Raw genomic sequence first — 26,757 nt, forward strand, 5'->3', positions numbered from 1 at the left:
TTATTCTTCTGCACCATTGTCATCAATGATGCCTATTTTATTCAGCGGCCATAATCTTAAATCTGCCGTTCCTTCGATCTGTGCTGCCGGGATGAACCCGAAAACACGACTGTCTTTGGAAACGGTGCGGTTATCTCCCAGAACGAAATACATATCTTCCGGGACGGTTGCTTCCCCAGTCAGGCTGAAGAGCGTGAAATCCCCGGTCAAAGCTTGATCTGAATCTTCTCTCAGCGCCTCAAGGTAGTGCTCCTCGATTTTTTTGCCGTTGATGTAAAGCTCATCCTGGAAATAAGTGATTTCGTCACCGGGTAGCCCGATGATGCGCTTCACATATTCTTCATCGGTCCCGTCAGGAGCAGGGAAAACCACGATATCAAAACGATTGATTTCCGCCAATTTGTTCAGGATCAGCCGGTCTCCGGTTTCTAAAGTCGGCACCATCGAATCGCCGACAACTTGGAAGGGATAAAACAAATAAGTCCGGATGACAAGGAACAGCACAAAGGCGATTACCACCGAAAGGATAAGATTGAGCGCTTCCCGCAAGAAACTGCCTCGGTTTTCTGGTTGGATTTCTTTCTTTTGATCGACCCCGAATCTTTCATTCCTTGAAACAAAACCTGAGTCTTGGTCGTCATGATTTTTATTGCCAAATGACATCGAATCACCCTTTCTTATAAATCCAGTTGGTACTTAGTTTTCAATAAATCCAAAATCTTCAAGTGGATAGTACACCATCGCCGCTTTTCCGGCTATATCAGCCTGCGCTACAAAACCGAATATCCGGCTGTCCCTGCTGCGCACACGGTTATCACCCAACACAAAATAACTGCCTTCCGGGACCGCCTCCATTCCTGTCAAGGACAGCAAATCAAAATCCGAAGTGAAAACATCCATCCCCTGCTGCTTCTCTGTCCCCAGAAAAGACTCTTCAACAGGCTCGCCATTCAGGTACAGTTGATCCTCGCTGTAAGCTAAAGAATCGCCCGGCAATCCGATGACCCGCTTAATGAGCGTTTGCCCTTCTTCATTGCTGAAGATGATGATATCAAAGCGATCAATGTGCGAAAACGTCTCATATAGGAGATAGTTTCCCTGGGCCAGCGTAGGACTCATGGAATCGCCTTCCACTTTCAGTGGAATGAATACAAAAAAACGGATGATGATCACCAATAGCATGGCAAAAATGATCGCCTTCATCCAATCCCAGATGCCATCCTGCATCTTTTTATCAACTTTCATCGGTATCAACCTTTTTGGTTATAGAATGTGCTAAAACAACACTCATAGTTTAGCACATTTTGCGCATAAAAAGAATCGCAACCGGTCCAAAGACGAATATTACAAGCAACACCAAAAAGGTTTGGCACTTCGTAAGAGCTGCCAAACCTTTCGGATTATTCGTTCCCAATCAATATTTCTACAGCCTTATCGTACTGTGTATCGTTCTCCGTAAGAACTTCCCGCAATTGTTCGACTATCGCTAATGCAGTGTCACCCGTCACGATACCGGTTGTTTCCAGCTCATTCGCAGCTTGGAATGACGCTACTTGCTCGACAGTATCTTCATCGTAATAACCGTCCGCTTCGACGGCGTAGCCGATAGCATTCAGCATCGCTTCGACATTCTTGACCTCTTCCGAAACTGTTCCTTCTTCATAGGTCGCAGTGGAATCGATGATTGTCAATGTAGCGTACTCCGGAAGCGCGACTTCGTAGTCGACTGCAATCCCTTTTTCGTGTATCCAGTTGCCGTTCGGTGTCAACCACTTCGCGACCGTCAATTTCAATTCGCTGCTTTCGGTCAAAGGATACACTGTCTGCACAGTCCCTTTACCGAAGGTCGTTGTCCCGATCAATGGGATTTCCGATGATTCCTGCAGTGCCCCCGCGACGATTTCCGAAGCGCTGGCGCTTCCTTCATCGACAAGCAGGACGGTTGGTTCGGTTATCTTGAAATCTCCGAATTCGCTTGCGCTTGCCACTATTTTATTTGGATCGGCATCTTTCTCTTGCGTCTGCATGATGACGTCTCCGTCGCTAAGGAACATATTGCTGATTTTCAGAGCTTGATCCAACAAGCCACCCGGATTTTGTCTGAAATCGAACACAAAGGATGTGGCTCCCTGGGTGCGCAAATCCGTTACAGCACTGACGATGTCGTCATAGGTCGGTGTGGAGAAACTGGAGACATGGACAATGCCGATTTCCGGATGTTCTTCATCGATTTCAAATGTCACCGTTTCGATCGGAATCGTGTCCCTGACGATGTTCACCTTAAAGGTCTGATCACCTCGGACTATTTCCAGAACCACTTCACTGCCCTTTTCGCCCCGGATCAGAGCGACTGCTTCACTAGCTGTCAGGCCTTGCAATGCCTGACCATCCGCACTAAGGATGATGTCATTCGGCAATAGTCCAGCTTTTTCGGCTGGAGAGCCTTTGATCGGAGAAACAATGACGATTTGCTGATTCAAGGACATTATTTCAGCTCCGATACCTTCAAATGAGGCGGAAATCGTCTCATCCAAGTTATCGCTCGCTTCTGTATTCAAGTATTGACTGTAAGGATCGCCGACTGCTTCCACCATGCCGCTCAAGGCGCCTTCAATCAGGTCTTCTCCATCGACACCTTCGACATAATTGTTGAGCAGCGTCTGATAGACGGCTCCGATCCGGTCCGCTGCAGCTGCATCCAATGTCGAACTGTTTGTCCCTTGAATGATCTCCTCAGTGGATGGAAGCGTGACGCTTCTCCCGATCCACGCATACGTCCCGCCTATTGCCGCAGCAGCGACGATAAGCAAGGAAAGGAAATAGAAGGAGAGTTTGATTCCGCGTTTTTTGCCGTTTTTTAGTTTATGCCCGTTGTTGCCCATTCACACTACTCCTCTTTACGATTATAAGATAGATTCTAAAGCAACGAGCATCATGTCGTCGAACGTTGTCTCACGCTCTTCGGCAGTTGTTTCTTCCCCGGTCAGGATATGATCGCTGATCGTCAATAAAGCCAACGCTTTCCGGTTGTATTTGGCGGCCAGCAGGTACAGACCCGCAGCTTCCATTTCTACCGCCAGAACACCATAGTCAGCCAATTTCTGTTTATCCAACTCTTCATTGTAGAAGCGGTCCGAGGACAGGACATTGCCGACATGGACGGATAATTTCCGTTCCTTCGCGACCATATAGGCATTGTGCATCAGTTCAAAGTTGCAGATCGGCGCAAAGTTGACTTGGCCATTGAATGTATTGCTTACGACGCTGGAATCTGTTGTCGCTCCTTGAGCAATGACGATGTCGCGCACATGGATATCTTTTTGGATTGCCCCTGCCGAACCGACCCGGATCAGATTCTGCACATTGTACTCAGTGATTAGTTCGTTGGCGTAGATCATGATGGAAGGCAAGCCCATGCCTGTGCCTTGGACAGAGACGCGTTTCCCTTTGTATGTCCCGGTGTAACCAAACATGTTCCGGACCGAATTGTACTGCTCGACATCCTCCAGGTAAGTCTCCGCAATGTACTTCGCTCTTAATGGGTCGCCCGGCAACAAGACTGTATCCGCGATTTGCCCAGGTTTTGCTGCGATGTGTGTACTCATTTCATTTCCTTCTTTCTTTATCTAATTTCTGTTCCTCTCGACGTATACGTCAAACAACTCATCAAAGACGGACATGAACTCCGTGTACTCTCCGCTCAACTCCAGGTAATCGGCAAGTTCGTGGTAATCGGTCATTTGCTTCGGAAACCCGATTCGCGAATGCTGTTTTGTCGTCTTTTTTATATGGGTCTCTATACGTGAGAATGAAAAGGTAAAAAGATTGTCTCATAAATTAGGCCTCTTTCTATTCTATCAAATTTTCTGTTGGTATGGTTACTTCAAATGAATATTCTTTCGTCTCTTTATCGATGGAAAGCAAACGGATGGTACTTTCTTTCGGAAGGTCCATGCTGGCCAAATTCATCAGCACCGTTTCCGAGTCTGCATCCAAGTTGACGAATGCAGGCAGCGTCAAAAATTGAGCCAAAAGACTCAAGGCTTCTTTTTCAGGCAAAGACAACCCGCCCAGGGAAATATCCGTCACCTTCATTTGCAGATTGCCGTCCGTTGTCGCATGCGGCTCCCCTGACAAAGCAAAAGGGATTGAAAGACCCAACAGCACCGTTTCGCCTTTTAAAGTCACCACATCTGTCATTGTCACTGAATAGCCAGCCAGGCTCTCTTCGGATTTCATATATTCGTTGGCGATGACCGCCAATTCGGTATTGCTCAGGGAAACTCCGATCGAAAGCTGATCCTCCGATTGCGCCGTGACTTGTGCGTCAGTTTCAGATTGAGCGGGTTGATCCATCGTGATTTTCGAGAATAGCCAAACCACCGCGATGACTAGCACGAGCGACAATGTGACGAAAGCAATTTTCCATGGATTCGGGCTTTTTTTCGCACTTCTTTGTTGATTGGTTCCCATTCTGTTCGCCCCTTTCAAAATATTCCCGTGAAACCTTCTGTCGTTTTCAGGTGGGAGAGATACTGCTATTTTCTTAAATCTTACCATTTAATGTGCTATAATGCATTCAGAAGGACGTTGTTGGAGACTGTTTTTTTAATTGGCCAAAAAACAATTGCTTACAGGCAACAAGGAGGAATGAATGTGACTACTTTTCCGCAAACAGAAGGCAGACGCAAAATCATCGTAAACGAAGTGTTGAATGCCGTAACACATGGAATCGGAACCTTGCTAAGCATCGCAGGATGCGTCTTACTCATTTTGAAGGGGTCCCAATCAGGAAACGTTACAGAGGTCGTTGCTTATGCCATTTATGGTGCTTCGATGATTTTGCTTTTTCTGTCGTCGACGCTCTATCACAGTTTCAGTATGACCCGGTTTCAAAAAATTTTCCGCTACATCGATCACGCAGCCATATATTTGTTGATTGCAGGGACGTATACACCGTTTTGTTTGATTGCGGTCCGTAACGGCCAAAGCAGAGCCTTGTTCATTGCCGTTTGGGCAATCGCAATCATCGGCATTATCCTGAAGATCTTTTTCGTCGGAAAATTCAACGGAATTTCCACTCTCTTATACTTGGGTATGGGATGGATGGCGCTGTTCATCATTCAACCGATGTACCAGACACTCGGCCTGAACGGCATTGTGCTCATCGGTTTGGGCGGTTTGAGTTACAGTTTGGGGACTATTTTTTACTCGAACAAAAAATATGGCTTTATGCATGTCATTTGGCACCTCTTCGTTTTGGCAGGCGCCGCTTTCATGTACTTCGGCATCTTGTTGTACGTCTAAAAAATCAAAAAACACAAAAAGTGGGCTGACTCCAAAAACATTGGAGTCAGCCCTTTTTGCTTATTTAACCCGTTTGAATACTTTGAACTCATGCTCGTAGCGGTTTTTATCGTCGACAACGCCTAAGGTTGACGAGGCTAATTCCCACTCGTTCCAGTCTGTTGTCGGAAAGTAAGTGTCCCCGTCAAAGTCGGCATGTATGACGGTCTGGTACAGGATATCCGCGAAAGGCAGGAACAGCTCAAAAATCTCGCTGCCGCCGATGATGAAAAGCGTGTCCTCTGCATTATTCAGCGCCAATACCTTATCCACTTCATGGAGAACGGTAACCCCCGGATGCGAGTAGTCGGTTTGCCTTGTGAGGATGATGTTCTCTCTTCTTGGCAGCGGGCGCGACCCCATCCCCTCGAACGTTTTTCTGCCCATCACGATTTTGTGGTTCAGTGTTTTTTCTTTGAAATACTTCAGATCATTCGGCAGGTGCCAAGGCAATGTGCCGCCTTTTCCGATGATTCCGTTGTCGTCTTCAGCCCATAATAATGCGATCATCTTATGTTTTGCCGCGCAGCCGAGCCAACGCCCGGAACTATCAGGACCCTAAGCGGATCCTGATGGCGGCAACCTCCTTTTCCTCGGTGTGATGAAAATTTATACAGCGATCGGTGCTTTTATGCCCGGGTGGCTCTCGTAGCCTTCCAGGACGATATCTTCTTTTTCCATTTCAAAAATGGATTTCTCTGGATGCTTCAGCACCAGCTTGGGCAAAGCGAAAGGCTCTCTGGAAAGCTGCAGCTCGATCTGTTCGATATGATTCAGATAAAGATGGGCATCCCCGAATGTGTGAATGAATTCCCCGACTTCAAGACCTGTTTCATTTGCAATCAAATGCGTCAACAAGGCGTAGCTGGCTATGTTGAATGGTACTCCCAAAAAGATATCCGCGCTTCTTTGGTACAGTTGGCAGCTGAGCTTTCCATCCGTCACATAGAATTGGAACAGGGTATGGCAAGGCGGCAAGGCCATTGAAGGGACGTCTTCCGGATTCCAGGCCGAAACCATCAACCTTCTTGAATCAGGGTTCGTCTTAATCATTTCGATGACATCGCTTATCTGATCGATGAATTCCCCTTGGGTCGTTTTCCAGCGGCGCCATTGGGACCCATAAATGTTGCCCAATTCCCCGTGTTTGGCCGCAAAGGCCGCATCAATCAAAATCGCTTCCCGGAATTTGGCCATTTCGGCATCATAGATTGCTTTGAAGCCCACTTCCTTCAGGACCCGGTGACCGAAGTCATCCATATTCGGTCCTGTGTAATCTGCTGATTTCACATAGCGCTCGAATGCCCATTCATCCCAGATGTGGTTGTTGTTTTCCAACAAGTATTTGATGTTCGTGTCACCCTTCAGGAACCACAGCAGTTCACTCTTGATGAGGCCGAAAGCGACTTTTTTGGTCGTCAGAATCGGGAAGCCTTCCGCCAGGTCGAAACGCATTTGATGGCCAAAGATGCTTTTCGTGCCGGTTCCGGTACGGTCGTGTTTCGTCGCGCCTGTTTCCAGGACGGTTCTTGCTAAATCCAAATATTGTTTTGTCATCTTTGTTCTCCTATGTACATTAATCTTTGGCAAATTGGCTGAGATATTCCCAGCGTTCCCATTTTTCGGCAAGCGCAGCTTCCGTGTTGTCCAGGTCCTGTTGCAATTGGGTCAAATTTTCAAAGTTCGAAGCATTTTCGGCCATCGCGCTCTGCAATGTCTGCCCTTTTTCCTCAAGTGCGGCAATGTCGTCCTCGATTGTTTCCCATTCCTTCTGCTCCAAGTAGGTCCATTTAGTCTTTTCCGTGACCGCATCCTGAGACGCGACAGGTGCTGCTGCTTTTTTATTTTGCTGTTTAGCGGTTTCGCTGTCCTTTTGACTGGATACCAGCAAATATTCGCTCATATCACCAAAGAATACGCCCGGTTTGCCTTCATCATTCAGGATCAACAGCTTGTCGGCCACTTTATCCAAGAAATAGCGGTCATGTGAAACGGTGATGACGGCTCCGCCGAAGCTGTTCAAGTAATCTTCCAATACCGTCAGCGTATCGATATCCAAGTCGTTCGTCGGCTCATCCATCAGCAGCACATTCGGTTTTGTCATCAGCAACTTCAACAAGTAAAGGCGGCGCTTTTCCCCTCCGGATAACGAACTGATTAGGCTGCCGTGCGTTTCGCGCGGGAAGAGGAACGTTTCCAGCATCTCCTTGACGCTGACGATGATGCCGTCGCTTAATTTCACCTCTTCCGCGATCTCCTGCAGATAGTTGATGACGCGCTTATCGTCAGGGAGCACTTCGGAAAGTTGTTTGTAATAGGCTATTTTGACGGTCTCTCCGATGATCAGATTCCCGCCGGCAATCTCTGTTTCGCCGGCCAACATATTCAGCAAGGTTGTCTTGCCTGCCCCATTCTTGCCGACGATGCCGATGCGATCGGTCGACTGGAATATATAGGAAAAATCGTTGAGAACCTGTTTGTCTCCCCCAAAAAGCGAGATATGTTCCAGATTGAAGACGCGTTTGCCCAAACGGGAACCATCCAATTGGATTTCGAGTTTGGCATCGGTCGTGCTTTGTTGCGTGACCTTTTCCAAATCCTCAAAACGGTGGATGCGTGCCTGTTGCTTTGTCGTTCTAGCCTTGGCGCCCTTGCGCATCCATTGCAGTTCGCTCTTGTACAATTTCAGCTGCTTCTCGTCCATCTTTTGCTGGATAGCGTCGCGTTCGCTCTTCTGAAACAAATAGTCTTCGTAGTTTCCAGTGTAAACTTCCAATCCGCCGTTCTTCAGTTCGATGATTTTCGTGACGGCATTCTCCAGGAAGTAGCGGTCATGGGTCACCAAAAGGACGGAGCCTTTGTATTGGGCAAGATAGTTTTCCAACCAAGTGATCGAATCCATGTCAAGATGGTTGGTCGGTTCATCCAACAACAACAGGTCCGGCGCTTGGATCAGCACTTGCGCCAAGCCAACGCGTTTCCGTTGTCCACCGGAAAGCTCGCCTACTTTTTTCGTGATGTCATCCAAACCCAACCGGTTCAGGATTGATTTGATCTGAACCTCTGTTTGCCAAGCATTTTGCGCATTCATGTCGGCTTCTGCCTTGCTGTATCGGTTCTGATAATCCGGATTTAGACTGTCGTTCACCAACAGTTCCAAAGCTTCCTCATAGGCGCGAACCGTCTTGATGATGGGCGCTTCGCCTTCATAGACCGCTTCAAAAACAGTCGATTCTTTGTTCAGTTGGGGTTCTTGAGCCAAGTAACCGACCCGATAATCGCTGGGCACGTCCAAGTTGCCGGCATCCGGTGTTTCGATTCCCGCAATGATCTCCAGCAAGGAACTCTTACCGGTTCCGTTCTGACCGATCAGGCCGATATGTTCGCCTTCACGAATCGTGAAGGATATTTTATTGAAGAGTGTCTTCATCCCGTAGGATTTTTCTAACTCGATGGCATTAAAATCTTTCATATGTCGCAATCATCCTTTGTTTTCAATCCATGTCGTTTTATGTTCAGGGATCTTGATAGTCTCTTGACATTGTAACATATCCGGCTGGGCTGCGGGACATTCAAGGCCCAAAAATCAAGCCCTATTTCAGAAGCGCTTTTCGTCAAAAAAATAGAGAGGTTTCCCACTCTATTTTTGCGTTTTTTATGAAATTAGAACAATCCGGTAACGATTCCGTCTTCGGTGACGTCCATGCGCAGAGCAGCCGGTTCTTTCGGCAGACCCGGCATGGTCAGAATATCCCCCGTCAACGCAACGACGAACCCGGCTCCGATTTTCGGAACAAAGGAGCGGATGGTGATGTCGAAGTTTTCCGGACGGCCGATCGCTTTCTGGTCATCTGACAAGGAATACTGTGTTTTTGCCATACATACAGGCAACCGATCCCAGCCATTCTTTTTGTACTGACGCAGTTGGTTTTTGGCTTCTTTAGAATAGATGACATTTTTGCCGCCATAGATTTTGGTGACAATCGTTTCGATTTTTTCTTCGATGCTGCTCTCTTCCGCCACATAAAGCGGAACGAAAGCCTTTGTGTTTTCGTCTATTGCTTTAACGACGGCGTTCGCCAACGCTTCTCCGCCTTCAGCGCCTTTTGCCCACACTGCTGTCTGGATACATTCGACTTCCTGATCCGCGCAAAGGCTGACGACTGCTTCGATTTCCGCTGCAGTGTCGTTCGTGAATTCATTCAGCGCCACAACGACAGGTACACCATATTGTTGCATGTTTTCGATGTGCTTCTGCAGATTTGCGAAGCCAGCTTTGACCGCTTCGACATTTTCGCCATTATTGAGGTCTTTCACCAACACGCCCCCGTGCATCTTCAACGAGCGCACGGTCGCCACGATCACGACTGCATCCGGGCTCTTGCCTAGTTGCGGTACTTTGATGTCCATGAACTTCTCAGCACCCAAGTCGGCTCCGAAACCGGCTTCCGTGATGACGTAATCGGCCAATTTCAAGGCTGTTTTGGTTGCCAATACGCTGTTGCAGCCGTGCGCGATATTGGCGAACGGTCCGCCATGCACAAATGCCGGCGTATGATACAACGTTTGGACGAGATTTGGCTCCAATGCATCCTTCATCAACAAGGTCAATGCGCCTTCCACTTTCAAGTCTCTGACAGTGACGGGCAGGCGATCAAACGTATAGCCGATAACAATATTGCCGATCCGGTTCTTCAGATCCGTCAACGAAGTCGATAAGCATAGGATTGCCATGATTTCGCTAGCTACAGTAATATCGAAGCCGTCCTGGCGGGGAACACCTTGGATCGGCCCGCCCAACCCGATGACGATGTTGCGTAAAGCACGGTCATTGATGTCCAATACGCGCTTCCAGGTGATCCGGCGTTGATCGATGTTCAAGGCATTTCCTTGTTGGATATGGTTATCGATCAAAGCTGATAAGGTATTGTTCGTCGCCGTGATGGCATGCATATCGCCAGTGAAATGCAGGTTGATGTCCTGCATCGGTTGCACTTGCGCATAACCGCCGCCCGCCGCTCCGCCTTTGACGCCCATCGTCGGCCCTAATGAAGGTTCGCGCATCGCGATCATCGCTTTCTTGCCGATACGCGTCAGCGCATCTCCCAAGCCGACTGTTACGGTTGATTTGCCTTCGCCAGCCGGGGTAGGATTGATGGCGGTGACAAGGATCAACTTGCCGTCTGCTTCTTCATTCAAGGAATTGATTTTCTTGATGTCCACTTTTGCCTTGTATTTTCCGTACAGTTTCAGATCATCTTCTGTTAGGGAAAGGGTTGCCGCTACTTCTTTGATCGGAAGCATCTCATTTGCTTGAGCTATCTCGATATCCGTCTTCAAAACCATCACTCCAAATTCTTCATGTTTACATACATTTTAGCACATAGACCTGAAGAAAGAACGTGTTTTATGGCCGTTTGATTGATAAAACTGCTTACATTTACCGCAAATCAAAAAATTCCAGAAAAGGAATTCAAGATGAAATCCCTTTCTGGAATATAGCTTATTGACGGATCAGGTAATCGAATGCGCCCAAAGCGGCAGTCGCTCCGGCACCCATCGAGATGATGATTTGTTTGTAAGCACTGTTTGTGCAATCTCCGGCAGCGAATACGCCTTCCAGATTGGTTGAACCATGGTTGTCGACGATGACTTCGCCACGTTCATTCAACGCAACGCCGGAATCCTTCAACCAAGCCGTGTTCGGAACCAATCCGATCTGAACGAAGACACCTTCAAGTGCGACGGTGTGCTCTTCATTCGTAGCGCGGTCCACGTAGGAGATGGCTTCCACTTGCTCGGTCCCGGTGATCGCTTTCGTTGCCACATTCGTTATAACTGTGACGTTCTTCAAAGCATGGACACGGTCCTGCAATACTTGATCAGCTTTCAATTCGGGCAAGAACTCCAGCACATATACGTGTTTCGCCAAACCGGCCAAATCGATCGCCGCTTCTATGCCGGAATTGCCGCCGCCGATGACAGCGACGTCTTTGCCTGCAAACAACGGACCGTCGCAATGCGGACAGTTGGTCACGCCTTTCGTGCGGAACTCTTCCTCACCGGGAACGTTGACATTGCGCCAATGCGTGCCGACTGTAAGAATAGCGGTCTTGGCTTTGAGCACTGCCCCGTTTTCCAGCTCGACTTCGATCAGGTCGTTTTTGCGGATACTTTTCGCGCGTTGGCCTTTCATGATGTCGACCTTGTACTGATTCACATGTGCCTCCACTTGCGCCATCAGCTTTGGTCCTTCCGTGTAAGGCGTCCCGATCATGTTTTCGATGCCGACAGTATCCATGACTTGTCCGCCGTAGGTCTCGACGACCATGCCGGTGTTGATGCCTTTTCGGGCAGCATAGATGGCCGCACTGTTGCCTGCGGGGCCTCCGCCTACAACCAGGACGTCGAAGATATCCTTATCGGAGAACTCATCCGCACTTGTCGGACCGGCAGCCTTATCGATCAATTGCTCGATCGTCATGCGGCCGCTGGCAAACTCTTCCCCATTAAGGAAAACAGTCGGAACAGCCATGATTTTCTTCGCTTCGATTTCATCCTTGAACATGCCACCCTCGATCATAACGTGGGAGATTTTCGGGTTCAGTACGGACATGATGTTCAATGCTTGGACAACATCCGGGCAGTTATGGCACGTCAAGCTGACATAGGTTTCGAAACGGAGCTCCTTGTCGATCGCTTTGATGCGCTTGATTATGCCGTCATCCACTTTAGGGGCTCTTCCGCCCACCTGCAGCAAAGCCAGGATAAACGAAGTGAACTCATGGCCCAACGGAAGACCGGCGAACGTAATGCCGCTTTCCGTTTCCGGACGAGTGATCGTAAAACTGGGCGTACGGGTCAAGGTTGCCTTTTCGAAGGTGATCTTCTCGGACATACCGGCGATTTCCTGCAAAAATTCGCTGACTTTGCCGGAATTTTCATCCTCGCCCAGACTGGCTTTGAAAACCACATCCGATTCCAACAGTTCCAGATATTGGCCGAGTTGCCCTTTGATTTCTGTATCTAATGCCATGGGAAGCCTCCTTAAATTTTACCTACCAAGTCCAAGCTAGGTTTCAACGTTTCCGCGCCTTCTTTCCATTTCGCGGGGCAAACTTCGCCTGGATGGGTGCGGACATATTGGCCTGCACGGACTTTGTCGATCAAACCGCTTGCGTCACGGCCGATGCCGTCAGCATTGATTTCCACTGCCTGCACGATGCCGTCCGGGTCGATGATGAACGTTCCGCGTTGAGCCAAGCCTTCTTCATCCAAGACATCAAATCCAATCGAAATCGCATGCGATGGATCCCCAATCATGGTGTATTCGATTTTCCCGATGGCTGGTGAATGGTCGTGCCATGCTTTATGCGTGAAGTGCGTGTCGGTCGATACGGAATAAACCTCTACGCCCAAGCCTTGCAAAGTTGCGTATTGGTCTTGAAGATCTTCCAATTCAGTCGGGCAAACGAAAGTGAAGTCCGCAGGGTAAAAACAGACGATGTTCCATTTTCCTTTCAGGTCTTCCGATGAAACTTCAATAAATTCACCTTTGTGATAAGCATTCGCTTTAAATTCCACTATTTCTTTTCCGATTAATGACATTTCAATTCCTCCAATTAGAATAATTATTTTAGAATAATCCCTATCAATAACTATATAGAATCCGTCATAAACGGTCAAGTTTTAACACCTGGGAACTATAATTATTTTTTCATTTTTGAAAGGAGCGGACTTTATCTTCCGGAAACCTTTAGATATTAAGTTAATCCCCATTTAGCGTCCTGCCAATAATCTTGCTGTGATTCATCTCGATGTAACCATGAGAACAAATTCAGAATAAACATCAGTAAAAACGATATATTTAAAGTGCGTTTCATTCTCATTTATACTTCCCCATTCTCATTTAAAAAGAAGAACGAGGCAAAGTAACATCATTAAGTCGCACTCCTCAGAATTTCTGGTGATAAATTCACACTTGACTTGTAGTTCACTTCAACCAATATACTGAAGCCAAGAAGGGAGATGATTGTTATGCCTGATTTATCAATTACCGAAATAAGTGAAAAGTATAATATTAGAGCAGCAACCATTCGTTATTATGAACGCGTTGGTCTTTTGCCTCCGGTACCAAGGCAAAAGAATGGAAATCGATATTACGACGATGAAATTCAAGAATGGATCGAAATGATTATTTGTTTGCGCCATTCAGAGATTCCTATCGAAGTATTATATGATTATGCTGAAATGGTCCGCCAAGGTGATGACACTTTAGAAACTCGCAAAGAACTTCTAAAAGAACAGGAGCTGCTATTAGTAAAAAAACAAGAAGATTTACAGCGCTCGATTGACAGACTCCGGCACAAAATTTCTTTATATGAAACTGGGATTATAAAGAAGGGAAAAAGTTATTTTGAAGAATATAACGTTGCTGAAGAAATCATACAAAAAAGAAACAACAGCAATAATTAGAGGAGCAAAAAAATTGAAAACTATTGTTTTAGTATTCCACCCAAATATTAATGAATCTAAAGTTAATAAAAAATTAGCCAAGGCTGTTGAAAAATTGGATGACGTTTTAGTCCGTTATTTATATGACATATACTCAGATGGGCAAATAAATGTTACGAAAGAACAAGAATTTTTGGAAGAAGCAGATCGGATCGTATTACAATTCCCTGTGTATTGGTATAGTAGTCCTTCATTATTAAAACAGTGGCAGGATGATGTTTTATCCTATGGCTGGGCATTCGGTTCCAGTGGAAATAAACTACATGGGAAAGAGTTATTGCTCGTCGTATCCCCAGGCGCACCTGAAGATAACTATCAAAACAGTGGAGCCTTTAAATATACAATGAATGATTTGTTGCGACCTTTTCAAGCCACAAGTAATCTAATTGGAACCAAATACATCAAGCCGTTTATAACTTACGGTGCTTCTTCAATCAGCACTGGAGATTTGGACAAACAAACAGAAAAATACCTTAATTATATTAGCAGAGTGGCTTTAGACCATTTAGAAACTTTTGAATAAAGGATGTGACCCAATGTATCTTATCACTATTGCAATCAAAGAGAATATTTTTAAAGATGAATCAATTTCCGAGCAACAATTAATCGCACACAGAAATTGGTTTTCTGAGTATTATGACAAGGGAAAATTTTTGCTTATTGGTCCTTCTATTTCATTTGAAAAATCAGGCATCATAATAGCTCAAGCAGAAAATCGAGAAGAACTTGAAGATATTCTCAAAAAAGATAGCTACTACCCTGACTTAGCAGAGTACCAAATAAATGAGTTTACGGCTAATAAAATAGCAGAGAATTTTAATTGGTACCTAGGAAATTAAGGAGGAAATTTTATTACTAATTTACTGAAAAATTTAAATATGCCTAAAATAGCTCTTGGAACTTGGGCATGGGGTTCAGGTGCAGCAGGTGGTGATCAAGTATTCGGAAATTATTTTGATGAATCTGATTTGGAGCCCGTATTCAAGGCAGCTTTAAGCAGAGGATTAAATTTGTGGGACACAGCAGCAGTCTATGGAATGGGTGCTTCAGAACAAATTTTAGGAAATCTTTCCAAAAATGAAAATCGAAGTGCCCTTTTATTTTCTACAAAATTCACACCTCAAATCGCAGAAAAAACTTCAGAGGCAGCGAAACAGATGCTGAGTGGTAGTCTAGAAAGATTGCAGACAAGCTATGTAGATATATACTGGATTCACAATCCGGCAAATGTTGATAAATGGACACCTCAACTAATATCCTTGGTTGAGAGCGGAAAAGTAAAATATATTGGAGTTTCCAATCATAATTTAGCTGAAATTAAACAAGCCCAAGCTATCTTGAATAAGCACAATCTAAAAATTTCAGCCGTTCAAAATCACTTAAGCCTTCTGAATCGTTCATCAGAAACATCTGGAATAATCGACCATTGCAAAGAAAACGATATTACTTTTTTCTCTTACATGGTCTTAGAACAAGGAGCTCTTTCTGGAAAATATACTACAAAAACACCATTTCCAGAACATAGTGAACGCGCAAAAATATATAATGATAATTTAGAATCATTAGAAGAACTAATTAGTACTATACAAGGAGTTGCTTCTGTTCATGATGCAACCGTTTCTGAAATTGCTGCAGCTTGGGCAATATCCAAAGGAACAGTTCCAATTATCGGTGTTACTAAAGTGAATCATGTAGACGACGCATTTAAAGCAAGTCAAATTTCATTGACTGAAAACGAAATCAGAACTTTAGAAAACGCTGCTGATAATTCAGGTATTATAATTGTACGAGAATGGGAAAAAGAGATGAACTAACTATTAACTAAAGGATAATGGTATTATTCTATATGTATACCATTATCCTTTTATTTGAATTTGTAAGGGGTACAGTATGAATAAAAGGATAGATGTATTTGCGCAGGTTCTTCCACACAATTTTCGAAAAATTCATCATTGTTCTCTTTAATCAGATAGTAGCCTAAACAAAAAAAACTCCCTACCAAATCCAACGCTTTTTTTCGGCGGTGGGACAAATGGTAGAGAGTTTTATTATTTTTTGCTATTTTTGATTCCTATAAACGATTGTGCGAGAAGATTTTTAATCCTCGTCCATCTTCAGAACGGCCATGAAGGCTTCTTGTGGAACCTCGACGGATCCGACTTGCTTCATGCGCTTCTTACCTTCTTTTTGTTTATCCAGTAATTTACGCTTACGGGAAATATCCCCGCCGTAACATTTAGCCAGTACGTTTTTGCGCAAAGCTTTGATGGTAGTTCGAGCTAGGATCTTGTTGCCGATTGTCGCTTGGATCGGAACTTCGAACTGTTGGCGTGGAATCAATCCGCGCAGTTTTTCTGTGATTATCTTTCCGCGGGCATAGGCGAAATCGCGATGCACGATCAAACTTAAGGCATCGACAGCTTCCCCGTTCAAGAGGATATCCATCTTGACCAGTTTGCTTGGACGGTAGCCGATCAATTCATAATCAAGGGAAGCGTAACCCTTCGTGCTTGATTTCAATCTGTCGAAGAAATCAAAGATGATTTCTGACAGGGGCATTTCATAGACGACATTGACGCGGAAATCATCCAAATAATCCATCGTAATGAAATTGCCGCGTTTCTTCTGAGCGATATCCATGACGGCACCGACATAATCATTCGGCACCATTATGCTTGCTTTGACATACGGTTCTTCGATGCTTTCGATGGTTGTCGCATCGGGCATTTCCGAAGGGTTGTCGATTTCCAAAAATTCGCCATCGGTTTTGTTGACGCGATAAATAACAGATGGAGCCGTCGTGATGATATCCAAATCGAATTCGCGTTCGATCCGTTCCTGGATGACGTCCATGTGCAGCATGCCCAAAAATCCGGTACGGAAACCGAAGCCGAGTGCTTGCGAAGATTCCGCCTCAAACTGCAAGGACGCATCGTTCAATTGAAGTTTTTCCAAAGCTTCGCGCAAGTCATTGAAGTCCGATGCATCAACTGGGTAAATACCACAGTATACCATTGGGTTCATTTTGCGGTAGCCGGCCAAAGCTTCGCTGGCAGGATTGTTCGCCAACGTAACCGTGTCGCCGACCTGTGTATCTTGGATCGTTTTGATGCCAGCAGTCAAATAGCCGACGTCCCCGACCATCAAAAAGTCGCGTTTGATCGGTTTCGGAGAGAAAATCCCTACTTCGATGACTTCATACTCTTTGCCGTTAGCCATGAATCTGATCATGTCGCCTGGGCGGACAACGCCATTTTTGATCCGGATATTCAGTACGACTCCCCGGTATGGGTCATAGATCGAGTCAAAAACCAAGGCTTGCAAAGGTGCTTCCAGATCACCTTCCGGAGCCGGGATTTTTGCGACGATCTGTTCCAGCAGCTCAGGGATGCCCAAGCCTATTTTCGCGCTCGCCAAAACCGCATCGCTGGCATCGATCCCGATGACATCCTCAACCTCAGCCCTGACGCGTTCAGGATCTGCGGCAGGCAAATCGATCTTGTTGATGACAGGCACAATTTCCAGGTTGTTGTCCAAAGCCAAATAAACGTTGGCGAGGGTCTGGGCTTCGACCCCTTGCGCCGCATCCACTACCAGAATGGCCCCTTCGCAGGCTGCCAAACTGCGGGATACTTCATACGTAAAGTCGACGTGTCCCGGTGTGTCGATCAGATGGAAGATGTAATCTTCTCCGTCTTCGGCCCTGTAAGTCAATTCGACGGCGTTTAGTTTTATGGTGATGCCTCGTTCTCTCTCGAGGTCCATGGAATCCAATAATTGTGCTTGCATGTCACGATCGGCGACTGTATCAGTCATTTGGAGGATTCTATCCGCCAATGTAGATTTCCCATGGTCAATATGGGCAATGATGGAAAAATTTCTGATCCTCTTTTGTCGTTGCTTCATCTCTTCTAAGTTCATTATCGTTGCTCACTTTCTCTGACGTCCATTCGTTCACTTGGAAATTATACCAATCTAAAGCCTTTCTGACAAGATGCCGCCTCAGATTAGCAAGCCTTTCTCGCTTTTGTTTGGCTGATAAGCGGAAAAAAGAATCCGGAGGCTTCCCACCGGATTCTTTCCTATTGAAACTTAAAAAGCATCAATGATATTTTGCAATGCTTGGATGGATTCATCAGGCAGCGGCATACTCGGATGGGCAGCATTGAATTCTTCCAAGAAATCTTCCCGCAACTGCATGCGTCTTCTCACCAACTTCGTATAGTCTTTGTCTTCAAAATCGGGATTGAAGCCTTCCACCGGCAGATAGCTGAGATGCGGTGCAGCACCGAATGGCACGAATGATGCTGTCCCTTCAACGACACTTTCGATGACGCCTAAAGACACTTCCTTCGGTATTTTTTTACCCATGAAAAATCCAGTATTGATGATGTAGCAGTCGACATCTTCGTGTGCCAACAATTCTTTGAAGCCGGCATAATCCTCAACCAACGGATAGACCCGGAACGGATTTGCGAATGGTTCGATGACCAGTGTATCGGTCGACTCGCCTTTCTTCAGTGTTTCCGCAGTCGTGCGTTTCGTAGCCAACGTCGTGCCGAATGTTGCCGCCAAGACCGCTTCGTCCACTTTGACCAAAGGCGGCAAGGCATCGTCCTTCATGATCCAGTAGACAGCATTGATCGGCTCTTCGAACTTATCCACGCGGTTCGGAGTGGAATAACGTGATTTTACCGTACGTCCGTTGCCGTTGCGGATATCCTCGGTGACCAGCACAATTTTGCCGTCATGATCCTTCGTCACGCCAACATTCTGGACAGTGACGAAATAGTTCTGTTCAGGATGATCAGCGGGGTAATCCTGGGTCTTATCGTAATAGGAAGGTTCCAAAGCGATGGAGGAGCCATCCGTCAAATCGATCAGGAAGGCATCATCATGCAGCACTTTGACTTCATATTTGTTGTCGTGCTTCGAATGGGTCAAAGTCGATTTGCCCGACCCCGAAAGCCCGAAGAAGGAAGCGACATAGGAACCGCCATCATGCAAGCGGAAGTGTTTTTGTCCGCCATGGCAAGCAACGTAGCCATTGCGATGACCCGTTCCCCAAGCCAGCGTCAATGTGCCTTTTTTAAACTCTCCGAAATATTGCATTCCAAGGATGCAGGCCACGTTTTTATCAGGCTCGAACACAGCCACACCCAGCGGATAATCCGGATGGCGCCAGTCGGGATCCGTATAGATGTAAATGTCGCCTTCGTTGTATGCTTTCGAATGGGCATACATTTCCTGATATTCCGGGCTGTCCCACTGGAAGTTCAATAGCCAGGAGTAAAGATTGTTTTCGTTTCCTTCGGGAAAAGCGATATGCGCCTTGATGATGAAATCTTTATCCAAACCTACATACCCTGTCGCTTTATAATAATGGCGCAGTCTGTTCTGATAAATGACATCCATGATGATGGCTTGAAGTTTTTCGTCCTCTTCCTTGTTCTCTCCGATGATCCGTTTGGCGCGGGCAGTACGGCCGATGATTCTGCCGCCGTTTTCGACAAGTATCTTGGCATCTTCCGGCAATCCCAATTCTTTTGCATGGAGCACAGGCAGGTCGGTCACGACCACACCTTCAGCGTTCAGTGCGAGTTCATAGGCTTCCGTCATGTCCGTGACTTCCTGCATGTTTTTGCCATAAAAAGCTGTTTCGACCGTTGTCCGGAATTTCGTAAGTAAAGGGTTGGACTTCTTTAATTCGGATCTATTGAACGATTCTATAGTAGCCATTTACGTCACCTCTTTTATTTGATAATTCCATTATAATCCTATTTTTGTAAAATGTAACCCCTTACATCCTGGAATTAGCGAATATTTATTCTTTTTCTATAAAAAAAGTGTTGTTTATCCTCATGTTCGTTACAAAAACTCTAACAGAATAGTCCAGGGACAAAAAAAGAACCGGTGCTTGGCTGTTTCCAACACACCGGTTCTTTTGGCTTATTTATTTTTTATTTTTGAAGGCGTCCTTCACTTTATCAAAAAAATTGGCGTCATCTTCCACCAACGTATCGCCGCCTGCTGCTGCGAATGCGCGGATTGCCTCTCTTTGCTTCTCGCTAAGGTTCTTCGGTGTGACGACAGTAACTTTGACGTGCTGATCACCGTTTCCGGTTCCACGCAAGCGTGGCGCCCCTTTGCCTTTCAGACGGAAATTCGTGCCCGTTTGTGTCCCGGCAGGAATCTTCAACTTAACTTTGCCATGCACAGTCGGCACTTCAATCTCATCACCCAAAGCTGCTTGGGCGAAGCTGATCGGAAGCGTGTAATGGATCTCGGTCCCTTCGCGATCGAAAATATCGCTTGGTTCCACTTGGAAAACGACATAGAGGTCACCATACGGGCCGCCATTGCTGCCGACTTCGCCTTGGCCGTTCAAGCGCATCTGTTGTCCATCGTCGACACCTGGAGGGATTGTCACTGCCACAGAGTGATCAGTTTCGACATGCCCACGTCCGTAACACGTAGTACATTTATCCGTGATTTCCTTACCTGTTCCGCTGCAGACATCACAGACTGCTTGCGTCATTACGCGGCCAAAAGGCGTATTCCTTTCGACACCGACAGCTCCTGAACCATGACATTTCGAACACGTTTTCGGTTGCGTGCCCGGTTTTGCGCCGGAACCACTACAGGTTTTACATTCTTCATCACGTTTGTAACGGATGGTTTCTTTCTTCCCGAAAATCGCTTCTTCAAATGTGAGGTGGATACGGTACTGTAGATCAGAGCCTTGACGGGGGGCATTCGGATTTCTGCCGCGACCACCGCCTCCGCCTCCGAAAAAGGAATCAAAGATATCTTCAAAACCGCCCGAGAAGCCGCCGAAGCCACCGCCACCATAACCGCCGCCTGCGCCAAAATTGGGATCGGTGCTGGCATGGCCGTATTGGTCATAGGCTGCGCGTTTGTTGCCGTCGCTCAAGACTTCATACGCCTCTGCAAGCTCCTTGAATTTGTCTTCTGCGCCCGCTTCTTTGTTGATATCCGGGTGGAACTTCTTGGAAAGTTTCCGGTAAGCTTTTTTTATCTCATCGTCTGTGGCATCCTTCGACACACCCAAGACATCGTAATAATCTCTTTTCGCCATTGTTTCGCCTCCATTGATTGGCTTCATCTGAACATTTTGTCTCTATACAGTGAGAGAAGCCAATGCAGTTATGCGTTGGCTTCCTCTCGTTAGAGTTGACTATTTGTCGTCTACTTCTTCAAAATCCGCATCAACGACACCGTCGTCAGTCGTTGACTCATGTGCGCCTTCTTGTTGTTGCGCTTGAGCAGCTTGCTCATAAAGTTTGACAGTCAGGTTTTGGACAAGCTCATTCAAAGCATCACGCTTCGTTTTCATTTGTTCCAAATCGTTTGCTTCGACTGCTGCTTTCAGTTCGTCTCTAGCTTCTTCGGCCTTCTTCACTTCATCAGCGTCGACTTTTCCGTCTAGCTCTTTCAAAGTTTTGTCGGTTTGGAAGATCAATTGATCCACTTCGTTGCGCAGTTCAACTTCTTCTTTGCGCAATTTGTCTGCTTCAGCGTTCGCTTCTGCATCTTTCACCATTTTTTCGATTTCTTCGTCAGTCAGACCGGAAGAAGATTTGATGGTGATTGTTTGTTCTTTTTGAGTGCCCAAGTCTTTAGCGCGAACATTGACGATACCATTTTTGTCGATATCGAATGATACTTCGATTTGCGGAACACCACGAGGTGCTGATGGAATATCCGTCAATTGGAAACGACCCAATGTTTTGTTGTCGTTTGCCATCGGACGCTCACCTTGCAGGACATGTACATCAACAGCTGGCTGGTTGTCGGCTGCAGTCGAGAACACTTGTGATTTGCTTGTCGGGATTGTCGTATTGCGGTCGATCAATTTAGTGAACACGCCACCCATTGTTTCGATACCCAATGATAAAGGTGTAACGTCCAATAATACGATATCTTTTACATCACCGGAGATGACTCCGCCCTGGATAGCAGCGCCCATTGCAACAACTTCATCCGGGTTAACGGATTTGTTCGGTTCTTTGCCTGCTTCTTTACGGACTGCTTCGATGACTGCTGGGATACGTGTTGAACCACCGACAAGGATGATTTCATCGATTTCGGAAGTGGATAGACCTGCATCCTTCAATGCTTGGCGTACAGGACCTTTTGTACGTTCAACCAAGTCATAAGTGATTTCATCGAATTTAGCGCGGGTAAGCGTCAATTCCATGTGCAAGGGACCTGCATCGCCGGCAGTGATGAACGGCAGGCTGATTTGGGTTGAAGTTACGCCGGAAAGATCTTTTTTGGCTTTTTCAGCAGCGTCCTTCAGACGTTGTTTCGCCATTTTGTCGTTTGAAAGGTCGATTCCGTTTTCTTTCTTGAATTCTGCAACCAAGTAGTCGATGATTTTGTTGTCGAAGTCATCTCCGCCTAATTTGTTGTCGCCGGCTGTACTCAACACATCGAATACGCCATCGCCCAATTCAAGGATGGAAACGTCGAATGTTCCGCCACCCAAGTCGAATACAAGGATTTTTTCGTCTTTGTCCGTTTTGTCCAAACCGTATGCCAAAGCTGCAGCAGTCGGCTCGTTGACGATACGCTCTACTTCCAGACCGGCAATTCTTCCGGCATCTTTAGTCGCTTGACGCTGTGCATCGTTGAAGTAAGCTGGAACTGTAATAACGGCTTTATCAACTTTTTCGCCCAGATAGTCTTCTGCGTAGCCTTTCAGATATTGAAGGATCATCGCTGAAACTTCTTGTGGTGTGTAGCTTTTGCCTTCCACTTCCACTTTGTAGCCAGCATCGCCCATGTGGCGTTTGATCGAGCTGATTGTGTTCGGGTTTGTCACTGCTTGGCGTTTAGCGACCTCGCCCACTTGGATTTCGCCATTTTTGAATGAAACGACAGATGGTGTCGTGCGATTTCCCTCTGGATTTGGGATGATTTTAGCTTCTCCGCCTTCTAATACAGCGACAGCTGAGTTTGTTGTTCCTAAGTCAATACCGATAATTTTGCTCATGATGTTATTCCCCTCTATATGAAATTTTTTTGTGTTTATCAATAAAACTATTCTGCCACAATAACCATTGCGGGTCTTAAAACGCGTTCTTTCAAGGTGTAGCCTTTTTGGACTACCGCGACGACTGTATCAGGCGCTTGACCTTCAGCAGCCGGCTGCATTTGAATGGATTGATGGAAATTTGGATCGAAAGGCTGGTCGATCGGATCGATCGGAGAAATCCCCTCTTTGGCGAAAGCTTCCGTGAATAAGTTCATGACCATTTCCAAACCTTTTTTCAGGTTCAAAGATTTTTCATCTTCCACTTCAATCGCTAATGCGCGTTCCAAACTGTCCATCACCGGCAACAATTCCTGTGCCAAAGACTGGGAACGGAATTTCGCCGCATCCTGTCTTTCTTTTGCGTTGCGCTTCTGAATATTGGCAAGTTCAGCCTGTAGGCGCAACAAGCGATCCTCCGTTTCGGACAAGGTCGCTTTCAAGGCTTCAACCTCACTTGCTTCCGTAACCGTCTCTTGACCTTCAACAACCGTTGTTTCAACGGTCGCTTGTTCCTGGTCCACTAATTCTTCGTTATTATCCACTTCAAAATCTCCTTTGTCGTGATTATTTGTTCAGATCATTCAAGCTATCAGAAAGTTCGTAACGCATAAATTTCATGATACTGATCATTTTTTGATAAGGCATATTGGTTGGCCCCAGTAATGCAATAAGGCCCTTACCGTTGCCGGCCGTGTCATAAGTAGCCGTAATCAAGCTAAAATTATGCAGCAGCTCATTGTTCAATTCCGTTCCAATCTTGACGCCGACGCCATCATTGGGGTTTGAAAAAAGCGCATGGATGTCCGGAGACCCATTCAGCATGCTTAAAATGGCTTTTACTTTATTCTTGTCCATCGTCGCATCCAAATGGTTCAGAAGATTCATGCTGCCGCCTACATGGAAGCGGTCATGCTCCAACTTCGCAACGATGTCATTGAAGATCGCTGTGAAATCGATTTTTGCATCGACGTACTTCCGGATAATCACCGGAATGTCCGTTTGCAGTTTAATGAATACTTCCTGCAGTGTGCGGCCTACCAGTTCCTGATTGAAGATGTTGACGATTTTTTCTATCTCAGAGGCTGAGAAGCCCGGCGAAACAGAAAAAATCTGATTTTCCACATGTCCTTTATCAGTCACCAATATGGCCATCACATGCCCTTCATTGAGTGCGACCAATCGGAACCCCGTCAATCGGCTGTCCTTTGTTTCAGGCCCGATTGCCAAAGCAGTGTAGTTCGTCAAAAAAGACAGCATTTCAGCTGATTTTTCGACAACCTGCTGCACTTCCTGGTAAGGATTCTGAAAACCATGCTTAATCGTCTGTTTGACGTCGTCAGCGACTTCTTCGCTTTCTTTTCCCAATAGTTGATCGACATAGTAACGGTAGCCTTGGATGGACGGAATCCTGCCGGATGAAGAATGCATTTTTTCCAAGAAGCCCAGTTCTTCGATCCGCATCATTTCGTTGCGGATTGTGGCGGAACTCAAGGACAATGCAGATTCCTTGAGAAGCGTCTTCGAACCGATCGGCTCCTCGAATTCGATGTAATGCCTGACAATTAAATCCAAAATTAGCAACTGTCTTTCTGTTAACAAGATTTTCACCTCACTTTAGCACTTGACCATAATGAGTGCTAACCATAAATAAATTTATCACGGGTTACAGGCTTTGTCAACGGAATACAATCATTTTTCATAACATTATGGACCGCCCACAGACAACGGACGCATTCACATCAAGAAAGAACGGAATACTTCGTTGCCGAGGAAAACACCTCTTTGGGTCAATCGGATCCTGTCGCCATCGACCCGAAGCAGGCCATCCGCAACCAAATCAGAAACGACAGCAGCATACTGATCCAACAGCGGGGTTTGGAATTTATCTGCAAAATGTTTTTGGCTGACGCCCACCATCGTGCGCAGTCCCAGAATCATTTCTTCTTCCATCTGTTCCTGTTTCGACAACTGCTGCTGACGGATGATCGGCAAGCTATTTTCGCGCAAAGGCGCCAGATACTGCTGGATCGGTCCATGATTGTGGTAACGGATACCACCGATATAGCCATGCGCTCCAGCCCCAAAACCGAAATAGGATTCATTTTTCCAATAAGTGAGATTATGTTGGGATTCATAACCCGGCAATGCAAAGTTGGAGATTTCATATTGATTTCTTCCGTTTTTTGACATCGTCTCGATAGCCAAAGCATACATATCGGCCTCTGTGTCCTCCGAAGGCAACGGCAATTTCCCTTGACGCATCAAGTTATAAAACACCGTCTTGTTCTCAAGGATCAAGGCATAGATGGAGTAATGCGGCAGATCCAATTCCAAGGCTTTTTTCAGACTATCTTCAAAATCGGCCATCGTTTGGTTTGGCAGGCGGAAGATCAGATCAATGGTCATGTTTTCGAATCCGGCTCTGCGGGCATCGGCCACAGAAGTGTATACCTGCTCGGCAGTGTGGATGCGGCCGATTTTTTTCAGGATATTGTTATTGAACGATTGGACCCCCATGCTCAAACGGTTGACCCCATAATCGCGCATGATCTTCAACTTTTCGAACGAAATACTTTCCGGATTGGCTTCCATCGTAAACTCGGCGCCCTTCGGCAAGGAATAGGTGCTGCGGATTCCGTTCAAAAGCTTCTCCAGTTGGCGCTCGTTCAGAGTCGTTGGTGTGCCGCCGCCGATATAGAAAGTGCTGATCTCTTCTTGAGGATGCAGTTTCTTCGATAACTGCATCTCCTTGATCAATGCATCCACGTATTCGTCAACCGGCTGTCCTTCCAAGAACACCTTATTGAAATCGCAATAGAAGCAGATATGTTCGCAGAAAGGGATGTGCAAATAAGCCGCTGCCATTTAGAGGGTCACCTCGTTCAATGGGTGATCCTGAAAATAGGCAATCGTATCCGCTTCATCACTTTTAAGCTGCGCAATCAGCTGGTCGACGCCGGAAAATTTTATCTCGCTGCGGATAAAATGGTGCCATCTGACGGTTACTTCTTCACCGTAAATCATTTTGTCGAAGTCCAGTATATATACTTCCACGGTTTTGTCGCGTCCAGCTTCAAAAGTGATGTTGTGCCCGATCGAAGCCGTGCCGCGATGCCAGATTCCGTTCACTCTGATGCTTACGATGTAAACGCCATTCCTTGGCAAGCGTGTGTGTTTTTCGGTTTGGATATTAGCAGTCGGGAAACCAAGTAGCCTGCCCCGCGCATCGCCATGAATGACCGTGCCGTCAATCTGATAGATATAGCCTAAATAAGCATTCGCTTTTTCCATGTTTCCTTCAGCTAATGCTTCCCGGATGTGCGTGGAACTGATTTTTTCGGCTTCGTCCTTCAATTCGGCGACTTCGATGACTTCGAAGCGACCTTGGGCATAGTTCACTAATTGCTTCATATCCGCGATTTCTCTAGGTCCATAGGTATAATCGAAGCCGGCAACGACTGCAACAGCATGCAGGCCGCTGATGTATTGGTCGACAAATTCCTGCGGTCTCAAAGAGGCAAACGCAGATGTGAATGAGATGACGAAGAAATAATCAACGCCCAGGCTCTCGAATAATTCGGCTTTGCGGTTGACGGTCGATAAATATTGCATCGTTTCTGGGTTCATCTTCTGGAAAACGATGCTCGGGTGATGATTGAAGCTCATGACGGCAAGTTTGAGGTTCTTCTTTTCGGCAACTTCCTTTGCGCGTTTGATCACTTCTTGATGCCCTCTGTGAACGCCGTCAAAGTATCCCAATGCCAATACCACTTGCTCATCGGGTATCAGTTTTTGGTCATAGGGATGATGTATATGCATTATTTCCATTGCTAAGG

At 46.2% G+C, this 26,757-nt stretch carries 24 protein-coding genes and 1 pseudogene; 5 read left to right on the forward strand and 20 right to left on the reverse strand.

From position 1 onward, the window contains the following. From lepB (AC0J5I_RS12835) to AC0J5I_RS12860, 6 genes are all read right to left on the reverse strand, one after another. The gene (gene lepB / locus AC0J5I_RS12835; protein WP_475300564.1) at positions 1-663 is read right to left on the reverse strand and encodes a signal peptidase I; all 663 of its coding nucleotides are present in this window, start codon (positions 661-663) and stop codon (positions 1-3) included. 33 nt (positions 664-696) lie between these two features. Further along, on the reverse strand, positions 697-1,245 hold the full coding sequence (gene lepB, locus AC0J5I_RS12840) for a signal peptidase I (protein ID WP_475300568.1): 549 nt from the start codon (positions 1,243-1,245) through the stop codon (positions 697-699). 155 nt (positions 1,246-1,400) lie between these two features. Next, positions 1,401-2,882 carry a S41 family peptidase gene (locus tag AC0J5I_RS12845; protein ID WP_107995330.1) on the reverse strand — a complete coding sequence of 494 codons (1,482 nt, stop codon included), beginning with the start codon at positions 2,880-2,882 and terminating at the stop codon, positions 1,401-1,403. Positions 2,883-2,903: 21 nt separating this feature from the next. Beyond that, positions 2,904-3,605 carry a purine-nucleoside phosphorylase gene (gene deoD, locus AC0J5I_RS12850; protein WP_107995331.1) on the reverse strand — a complete coding sequence of 234 codons (702 nt, stop codon included), beginning with the start codon at positions 3,603-3,605 and terminating at the stop codon, positions 2,904-2,906. Between the two features lie 21 nt (positions 3,606-3,626). Continuing rightward, positions 3,627-3,740 (reverse strand): YozE family protein, encoded by a 114-nt coding sequence (locus AC0J5I_RS12855; RefSeq protein ID WP_475300577.1) that lies wholly within the window; start codon positions 3,738-3,740, stop codon positions 3,627-3,629. A 109-nt stretch (positions 3,741-3,849) separates the two neighbouring features. Beyond that, positions 3,850-4,473, reverse strand: coding sequence for a YpmS family protein (locus tag AC0J5I_RS12860; RefSeq protein ID WP_475300581.1), 624 nt, complete (start codon positions 4,471-4,473; stop codon positions 3,850-3,852). Between the two features lie 177 nt (positions 4,474-4,650). Between AC0J5I_RS12860 and trhA the strand changes: the two genes are divergently transcribed. Then, entirely contained in the window at positions 4,651-5,307 is a 657-nt protein-coding gene (gene trhA / locus AC0J5I_RS12865) for a PAQR family membrane homeostasis protein TrhA (protein WP_106448815.1), read from the forward strand. Positions 5,308-5,367: 60 nt separating this feature from the next. On the opposite strand, the gene AC0J5I_RS12870 is transcribed toward trhA, so the two are convergent. From AC0J5I_RS12870 to ahpC, 6 genes are all read right to left on the reverse strand, one after another. Continuing rightward, entirely contained in the window at positions 5,368-5,856 is a 489-nt protein-coding gene (locus AC0J5I_RS12870; protein ID WP_475300588.1) for a dihydrofolate reductase, read from the reverse strand. 99 nt (positions 5,857-5,955) lie between these two features. Beyond that, positions 5,956-6,903: a thymidylate synthase gene (locus tag AC0J5I_RS12875; protein ID WP_475300592.1), complete on the reverse strand. Its 948-nt coding sequence runs from the start codon at positions 6,901-6,903 to the stop codon at positions 5,956-5,958. Between the two features lie 19 nt (positions 6,904-6,922). Continuing rightward, on the reverse strand, positions 6,923-8,818 hold the full coding sequence (locus AC0J5I_RS12880; protein WP_475300596.1) for an ABC-F family ATP-binding cassette domain-containing protein: 1,896 nt from the start codon (positions 8,816-8,818) through the stop codon (positions 6,923-6,925). A gap of 191 nt (positions 8,819-9,009) precedes the next feature. Then, entirely contained in the window at positions 9,010-10,686 is a 1,677-nt protein-coding gene (locus tag AC0J5I_RS12885; RefSeq protein WP_475300601.1) for a formate--tetrahydrofolate ligase, read from the reverse strand. 163 nt (positions 10,687-10,849) lie between these two features. Beyond that, positions 10,850-12,382 carry an alkyl hydroperoxide reductase subunit F gene (gene ahpF, locus AC0J5I_RS12890; RefSeq protein ID WP_475300604.1) on the reverse strand — a complete coding sequence of 511 codons (1,533 nt, stop codon included), beginning with the start codon at positions 12,380-12,382 and terminating at the stop codon, positions 10,850-10,852. A gap of 11 nt (positions 12,383-12,393) precedes the next feature. After that, the gene (gene ahpC, locus AC0J5I_RS12895; protein WP_107995336.1) at positions 12,394-12,954 is read right to left on the reverse strand and encodes an alkyl hydroperoxide reductase subunit C; all 561 of its coding nucleotides are present in this window, start codon (positions 12,952-12,954) and stop codon (positions 12,394-12,396) included. 429 nt (positions 12,955-13,383) lie between these two features. Here ahpC and AC0J5I_RS12900 point away from each other — a divergent pair, with 429 nt between their 5' ends. From AC0J5I_RS12900 to AC0J5I_RS12915, 4 genes are read left to right on the forward strand one after another with little or no spacing between them, the layout of a single operon-like run. After that, a complete protein-coding gene (locus AC0J5I_RS12900; protein ID WP_107995337.1) occupies positions 13,384-13,821 on the forward strand; it encodes a MerR family transcriptional regulator in 438 nt (145 codons plus the stop codon). After that, positions 13,763-14,383, forward strand: a complete 621-nt coding sequence (locus tag AC0J5I_RS12905; RefSeq protein ID WP_475300613.1) for an NAD(P)H-dependent oxidoreductase — start codon at positions 13,763-13,765, stop codon at positions 14,381-14,383. The genes AC0J5I_RS12900 and AC0J5I_RS12905 overlap by 59 nt, the downstream gene beginning before the upstream one ends. A gap of 13 nt (positions 14,384-14,396) precedes the next feature. Further along, positions 14,397-14,699, forward strand: coding sequence for a YciI family protein (locus AC0J5I_RS12910; RefSeq protein WP_475300616.1), 303 nt, complete (start codon positions 14,397-14,399; stop codon positions 14,697-14,699). A gap of 39 nt (positions 14,700-14,738) precedes the next feature. Further along, entirely contained in the window at positions 14,739-15,674 is a 936-nt protein-coding gene (locus tag AC0J5I_RS12915; RefSeq protein ID WP_475300620.1) for an aldo/keto reductase, read from the forward strand. Positions 15,675-15,957: 283 nt separating this feature from the next. On the opposite strand, the gene lepA is transcribed toward AC0J5I_RS12915, so the two are convergent. From lepA to ribF, 8 genes and pseudogenes are all read right to left on the reverse strand, one after another. Beyond that, positions 15,958-17,781, reverse strand: coding sequence for a translation elongation factor 4 (gene lepA, locus AC0J5I_RS12920; protein ID WP_107995341.1), 1,824 nt, complete (start codon positions 17,779-17,781; stop codon positions 15,958-15,960). Positions 17,782-17,952: 171 nt separating this feature from the next. After that, the gene (locus AC0J5I_RS12925; RefSeq protein WP_107995342.1) at positions 17,953-19,599 is read right to left on the reverse strand and encodes a phosphoenolpyruvate carboxykinase (ATP); all 1,647 of its coding nucleotides are present in this window, start codon (positions 19,597-19,599) and stop codon (positions 17,953-17,955) included. A 214-nt stretch (positions 19,600-19,813) separates the two neighbouring features. Then, positions 19,814-20,959 carry a molecular chaperone DnaJ gene (gene dnaJ, locus AC0J5I_RS12930; protein ID WP_107995343.1) on the reverse strand — a complete coding sequence of 382 codons (1,146 nt, stop codon included), beginning with the start codon at positions 20,957-20,959 and terminating at the stop codon, positions 19,814-19,816. 99 nt (positions 20,960-21,058) lie between these two features. Further along, on the reverse strand, positions 21,059-22,879 hold the full coding sequence (dnaK, locus tag AC0J5I_RS12935; RefSeq protein WP_107995344.1) for a molecular chaperone DnaK: 1,821 nt from the start codon (positions 22,877-22,879) through the stop codon (positions 21,059-21,061). Between the two features lie 47 nt (positions 22,880-22,926). Further along, positions 22,927-23,466, reverse strand: a pseudogene (grpE, locus tag AC0J5I_RS12940) (nucleotide exchange factor GrpE); the annotation flags it as partial. Positions 23,467-23,485: 19 nt separating this feature from the next. Beyond that, a complete protein-coding gene (gene hrcA, locus AC0J5I_RS12945) occupies positions 23,486-24,520 on the reverse strand; it encodes a heat-inducible transcriptional repressor HrcA (RefSeq protein ID WP_107995346.1) in 1,035 nt (344 codons plus the stop codon). Positions 24,521-24,655: 135 nt separating this feature from the next. After that, a complete protein-coding gene (gene hemW / locus AC0J5I_RS12950; RefSeq protein ID WP_475300637.1) occupies positions 24,656-25,786 on the reverse strand; it encodes a radical SAM family heme chaperone HemW in 1,131 nt (376 codons plus the stop codon). After that, positions 25,787-26,749, reverse strand: a complete 963-nt coding sequence (gene ribF / locus AC0J5I_RS12955) for a riboflavin biosynthesis protein RibF (RefSeq protein ID WP_475300640.1) — start codon at positions 26,747-26,749, stop codon at positions 25,787-25,789. Positions 26,750-26,757: the final 8 nt, after the last annotated feature.

The sequence above is a fragment of the Trichococcus sp. TS_SC_9 genome, assembly GCF_056156325.1.

Excerpts from the sequence above, each read along its gene's own strand:
- AC0J5I_RS12855 (WP_475300577.1), bottom strand. The coding sequence starts at position 3,740 with ATGACCGATTACCACGAACTTGCCGATTACCTGGAGTTGAGCGGAGAG.
- dnaK (WP_107995344.1), bottom strand. The coding sequence starts at position 22,879 with ATGAGCAAAATTATCGGTATTGACTTAGGAACAACAAACTCAGCTGTC.
- AC0J5I_RS12870 (WP_475300588.1), bottom strand. The coding sequence starts at position 5,856 with ATGATCGCATTATTATGGGCTGAAGACGACAACGGAATCATCGGAAAA.
- AC0J5I_RS12880 (WP_475300596.1), bottom strand. The coding sequence starts at position 8,818 with ATGAAAGATTTTAATGCCATCGAGTTAGAAAAATCCTACGGGATGAAG.
- AC0J5I_RS12860 (WP_475300581.1), bottom strand. The coding sequence starts at position 4,473 with ATGGGAACCAATCAACAAAGAAGTGCGAAAAAAAGCCCGAATCCATGG.
- ahpC (WP_107995336.1), bottom strand. The coding sequence starts at position 12,954 with ATGTCATTAATCGGAAAAGAAATAGTGGAATTTAAAGCGAATGCTTAT.
- AC0J5I_RS12925 (WP_107995342.1), bottom strand. The coding sequence starts at position 19,599 with ATGGCTACTATAGAATCGTTCAATAGATCCGAATTAAAGAAGTCCAAC.
- lepB (WP_475300568.1), bottom strand. The coding sequence starts at position 1,245 with ATGAAAGTTGATAAAAAGATGCAGGATGGCATCTGGGATTGGATGAAG.
- lepA (WP_107995341.1), bottom strand. The coding sequence starts at position 17,781 with ATGAACTTAGAAGAGATGAAGCAACGACAAAAGAGGATCAGAAATTTT.
- ribF (WP_475300640.1), bottom strand. The coding sequence starts at position 26,749 with ATGGAAATAATGCATATACATCATCCCTATGACCAAAAACTGATACCC.
- dnaJ (WP_107995343.1), bottom strand. The coding sequence starts at position 20,959 with ATGGCGAAAAGAGATTATTACGATGTCTTGGGTGTGTCGAAGGATGCC.
- AC0J5I_RS12910 (WP_475300616.1), top strand. The coding sequence starts at position 14,397 with ATGTATCTTATCACTATTGCAATCAAAGAGAATATTTTTAAAGATGAA.
- lepB (WP_475300564.1), bottom strand. The coding sequence starts at position 663 with ATGTCATTTGGCAATAAAAATCATGACGACCAAGACTCAGGTTTTGTT.
- AC0J5I_RS12845 (WP_107995330.1), bottom strand. The coding sequence starts at position 2,882 with ATGGGCAACAACGGGCATAAACTAAAAAACGGCAAAAAACGCGGAATC.
- AC0J5I_RS12915 (WP_475300620.1), top strand. The coding sequence starts at position 14,739 with ATGCCTAAAATAGCTCTTGGAACTTGGGCATGGGGTTCAGGTGCAGCA.
- trhA (WP_106448815.1), top strand. The coding sequence starts at position 4,651 with ATGAATGTGACTACTTTTCCGCAAACAGAAGGCAGACGCAAAATCATC.
- AC0J5I_RS12900 (WP_107995337.1), top strand. The coding sequence starts at position 13,384 with ATGCCTGATTTATCAATTACCGAAATAAGTGAAAAGTATAATATTAGA.
- AC0J5I_RS12875 (WP_475300592.1), bottom strand. The coding sequence starts at position 6,903 with ATGACAAAACAATATTTGGATTTAGCAAGAACCGTCCTGGAAACAGGC.
- hemW (WP_475300637.1), bottom strand. The coding sequence starts at position 25,786 with ATGGCAGCGGCTTATTTGCACATCCCTTTCTGCGAACATATCTGCTTC.
- ahpF (WP_475300604.1), bottom strand. The coding sequence starts at position 12,382 with ATGGCATTAGATACAGAAATCAAAGGGCAACTCGGCCAATATCTGGAA.
- deoD (WP_107995331.1), bottom strand. The coding sequence starts at position 3,605 with ATGAGTACACACATCGCAGCAAAACCTGGGCAAATCGCGGATACAGTC.